This is a genomic window from Mesorhizobium sp. WSM4809 (genome assembly GCF_055811655.1).
The window spans coordinates 1-3,630 of sequence record NZ_JBVVQW010000047.1; the positions used below are offsets into that span (position 1 = coordinate 1).

The following is a 3,630-nucleotide window of genomic DNA, read 5'->3' on the forward strand; positions in this document are numbered from 1 at the left end:
GCGCTGATCTGCCCGGCTCTTGCCGGACAGCGCGGCGACCAAGCCGTCAGCTACACCACTCCCTGGGACACGATCTCAAGTGCCGTCGTTGAGGGTTGTAGAATCGCTCCGTGTAATCGAATACATCCGCCCTGGCGTCATCCCTAGTGCTGTAGACCTTGAGCGGTGCGCTCGGTTTTCAGCGCCGAGAAGAAGTCGGCGATCCACTTCCGGTTCGGCGCTGCAGCCTCGAAGGAGCGGCCGAGGAGGTTGTCCGACACGGCCGCCCGCTGGCCGGGGTCTTTCGGTAGACCACGACGCCGCAGCCGCAGGCAGCCCGTTCTCACGCTTCAGCCGTTCCACTCGATGTAGGCCGCAGCAGAGACCTCCGCCAGCACGTCGTGCTAGACGCGCCGGCCACCATAGGTGCGGTCGCTGCTCTTCGAAGCTTCGATTAATCGCCGTCACCAGCACCTCATCATGGCGGGAGCGGGCGCTGGGCGTGCGGTTGAGCCAGGCCCGGAAGCCCGAGCGAGAACATTCAGCGCGTTGCATAGCCATGTCACCGGCCAGATGCTCCGGTGCTTCGCGATGAAGGCGGACCTCATATCACTTCCCCCGCGAAGAAGGCTGCGGCCTTTTTTAGGATGTCGCGCTGCGGCCTACAGCCTCGCGACTTCCTTGCGAAGTTGGTCGATGTGCTGCGGCTTCATCTGCCCATGGTGGGAAAAGGCATGCTGCGAAACACCGCTCGCCTCGCGGATCCATTTACGCACGGTAAGACCGTTGTCCGCCTCTGCCGGTGAGGTGGCTCGCCCTACACAGCGCGTCCGAGGGTTGCTCGGGCGGGCCGAGCCGATCCTCGCCGGCAGAGGCGGACATACGGTCTTACTACGCAGCACGTTCTCATGGAGATCAAGCTGCGCGGCTTTGATAGTAATTCCACAGTGTCCAACTCATTTCTGCGCAAAGGCACTCGCCCTTGCCGAAATTCACCGGGAACCAGAGGAAACCGCCGCGAAGCGGGCGTAAAGATCGATTAACGTCGCAAAACTTGAGGCCGAGGGGATATCGAAAGCAATGAACGTCAGAGACACATGCATCGGGGCTCCGGTGAGGTGCGCTTTTTTTCGGCTTCGATATCAACGCATATCAATCGGCACTGCACCTAACTAGGCGAGAAACTTGATGTTGAGAAATTCGAAACCGGTCTGGCAGCAAGTCGATGATCATAAGACTAGGTTCCATGAGCTAAGTGACAGGATCTGGGACAACCCCGAGCTAAACTATCAGGAACTCTTTGCCGCGACTGAGCATGGCCGCGCGCTCACCGCGGAAGGCTTTGCGGTGACGGAAGGATTGGCGAATATCCCAACTGCGATCATGGGCGAGGCGGGCAACGGTGGACCAATAATAGCGATACTTGGGGAGTACGACGCGTTGCCTGGGTTGAGCCAAGAGGCGGGTCTGGCAGAGGAGCGGCCTCTCTTGTCAGGCGGTTGTGGGCACGGTTGCGGCCATAACATGCTTGGCTCGGCATCCCTGTTGGCCGCCGTGGCTGTGAAGAACTGGCTCACCGAAGCCGGGTTGCCAGGGCGAGTTCGGTATTACGGCTGTCCCGCCGAAGAGAGCGGATCTGGAAAGAGCTTTTTGGTCCGTGCTGGTGCGTTTGACGACGTGGATGTGGCAATTAGTTGGCATCCCAATATTTTCACAGGCGTAATGCCTGCTGCTTCACTTGCGTGCGTAGAGATGGAATTCACTTTTCATGGCCGAGCAGCTCATGCTGCAGTGGCGCATCAAGGACGAAGTGCGCTCGACGCCGTGGAACTCATGAGCGTGGGGGTGAACTATATGCGGGAGCACATGTCTTCCTCGGCTCGTGTCCATTACGCTCTCATCGACGGTGGAGGTCTCGCGCCAAATGTGGTGCAGTCGCGTGCCGTTGTCCGACACCTTATTCGTGCGCCTACACTCGACGAAATGTGGGGCCTCGTTGAACGAGTGAAGAAAATTGCCGAGGGCGCGGCCCTAATGACTGAGACCGCGATGCACGTAAATCAGCTTGCTGGCGAGGCGAACTTGGTCGGGAATGCACCGTTAGAAGAAGCGATGCAGGCGAATCTGGAGCAGCTAGGAGCCCCCGCTTTTGACAGCTTTGACAATGAATTCGCTGCAAAAATACAACAGACGCTGACCCCAGACGAAATCCATTGGTACTATCGCAGTTATGGGCTCCCAGTTAGATCGGAACCTCTGAGCGAGCAGATCTACGATCTGGATGCCTCCCGCGCAGATCCGATGGGATCCACCGACGTAGGCACCGTGAGCTGGGTAGTCCCGACAGTGCAGTGCGATGTGGCGTGTTTTGCTGTGGGAACGCCATTCCATTCGTGGCAGCTCGTCGCTCAATGTAAATCTCCGGCCGCACACAAAGGACTCACGCTTGCAGCAAAGGCCATGGCGGGAGTTGCTGCCGATGTCCTTTCAAATCCAACTCTTCTGTCGGCGGCAAAGGACGCGTTCAAACGGTTTCGCGATGAAAACCCCTTCACCAACCCGATCGAGATGGATGCAAAACCGCCTCTCCAAATGGGGGGCAAACAGCAAAAACTCTAGGTGGTTTAATCATCGAACATGTTGAGCATGCGGGATTTCCTTCCATTGCGGGCTCGATCCTCAGCGAAGTCGTAGGACCAGACATGATTGGGATACTCCGGCCGAAGCCGGATACACGAACCGTCATTCCGCCAGAGAGCCAGATCACCAACGTTTCGGTTGCTTTGACCTTCAGCCATTCAAGCTGACCGAGAACCGGGCACGCCCGTCGTTCGGGAACGCCAAGTTCAGCACAACATGATCCACACAAGCGCGCGACGTGCGGGCTTTAATTAAGAAGTTTCCTGCCAGCTTCCGCCAGGATCATCTTGCCCAGAATCGGGTCGGAGACAGCGCGCCGAAGCCGCGCTTCTCCATCTCAAGTTCTTCAGCCGCTTGACCGGCTCGCTCTTCATACCCCGTATTCCGACCGCCACGGTAGTATGTGACTTCCGTCACACACGTTTTGCTCGATCACCTCTGCCGGCGATTTGGCGATGCGAACACTCAGAACGTCAACCTGCCGCAGTTCGTAACGATCTCTTCCGCACTGTGTCTCCTTCTTACCTTTCTTCAGTCCTCCATCGGCTCGAAGGCCATACCTCGGGGAGGACCACTTTTCAGGGGCAGGCCATTGCGCTCCCCATACAAGCTGGCGCGTATCATCTGAGCTATGATCTAAAAGGGCGGGCTTTCAGAACAGGGCTGATCGGCGTCAGCGCGGTTGCAACGAACCTTGGCGACCTTTCCCGGTTAGGCACAGTGTGAACATCCAACCCTGCAACATGAACAGGCGGCCATGCAACGACGAATGCAGAATTCCTGCGGGATCTAAAGAAAAGATCCTGTTCTATGCACCGTGAGGGGACGAATTGCGGAAAAGCTGAAGAGAACCTGCATAAGAATGATCCTGTCATCTGAGAGGAAGTCGAACCTGGTGAATCGCTCCAGACTCTCTCGGCGTTCATGAATAAACGACATGGGTCATCCGTGCGATCGGCTCAAAGGGGAACTGAGACATGACAATCTCTCGACGTGACCTCATCAAGGCGG

At 57.4% G+C, this 3,630-nt stretch carries 1 protein-coding gene and 3 pseudogenes; 1 reads left to right on the forward strand and 3 read right to left on the reverse strand.

From position 1 onward, the window contains the following. Positions 1-46: 46 nt before the first annotated feature. Positions 47-851 (reverse strand): annotated as a pseudogene (locus AC0L24_RS33725) (IS3 family transposase). A 316-nt stretch (positions 852-1,167) separates the two neighbouring features. Between AC0L24_RS33725 and AC0L24_RS33730 the strand changes: the two are divergent. Beyond that, the gene (locus AC0L24_RS33730) at positions 1,168-2,598 is read left to right on the forward strand and encodes an amidohydrolase (protein ID WP_473565065.1); all 1,431 of its coding nucleotides are present in this window, start codon (positions 1,168-1,170) and stop codon (positions 2,596-2,598) included. 8 nt (positions 2,599-2,606) lie between these two features. Here AC0L24_RS33730 and AC0L24_RS33735 read toward each other — a convergent pair. Both AC0L24_RS33735 and AC0L24_RS33740 read right to left on the reverse strand, forming a co-directional pair. Next, a pseudogene (locus tag AC0L24_RS33735) lies at positions 2,607-2,735 on the reverse strand (IS3 family transposase); the annotation flags it as partial. A 62-nt stretch (positions 2,736-2,797) separates the two neighbouring features. Beyond that, positions 2,798-3,013, reverse strand: a pseudogene (locus AC0L24_RS33740) (IS3 family transposase); the annotation flags it as partial. Between the last annotated feature and the right edge of the window lie 617 nt (positions 3,014-3,630).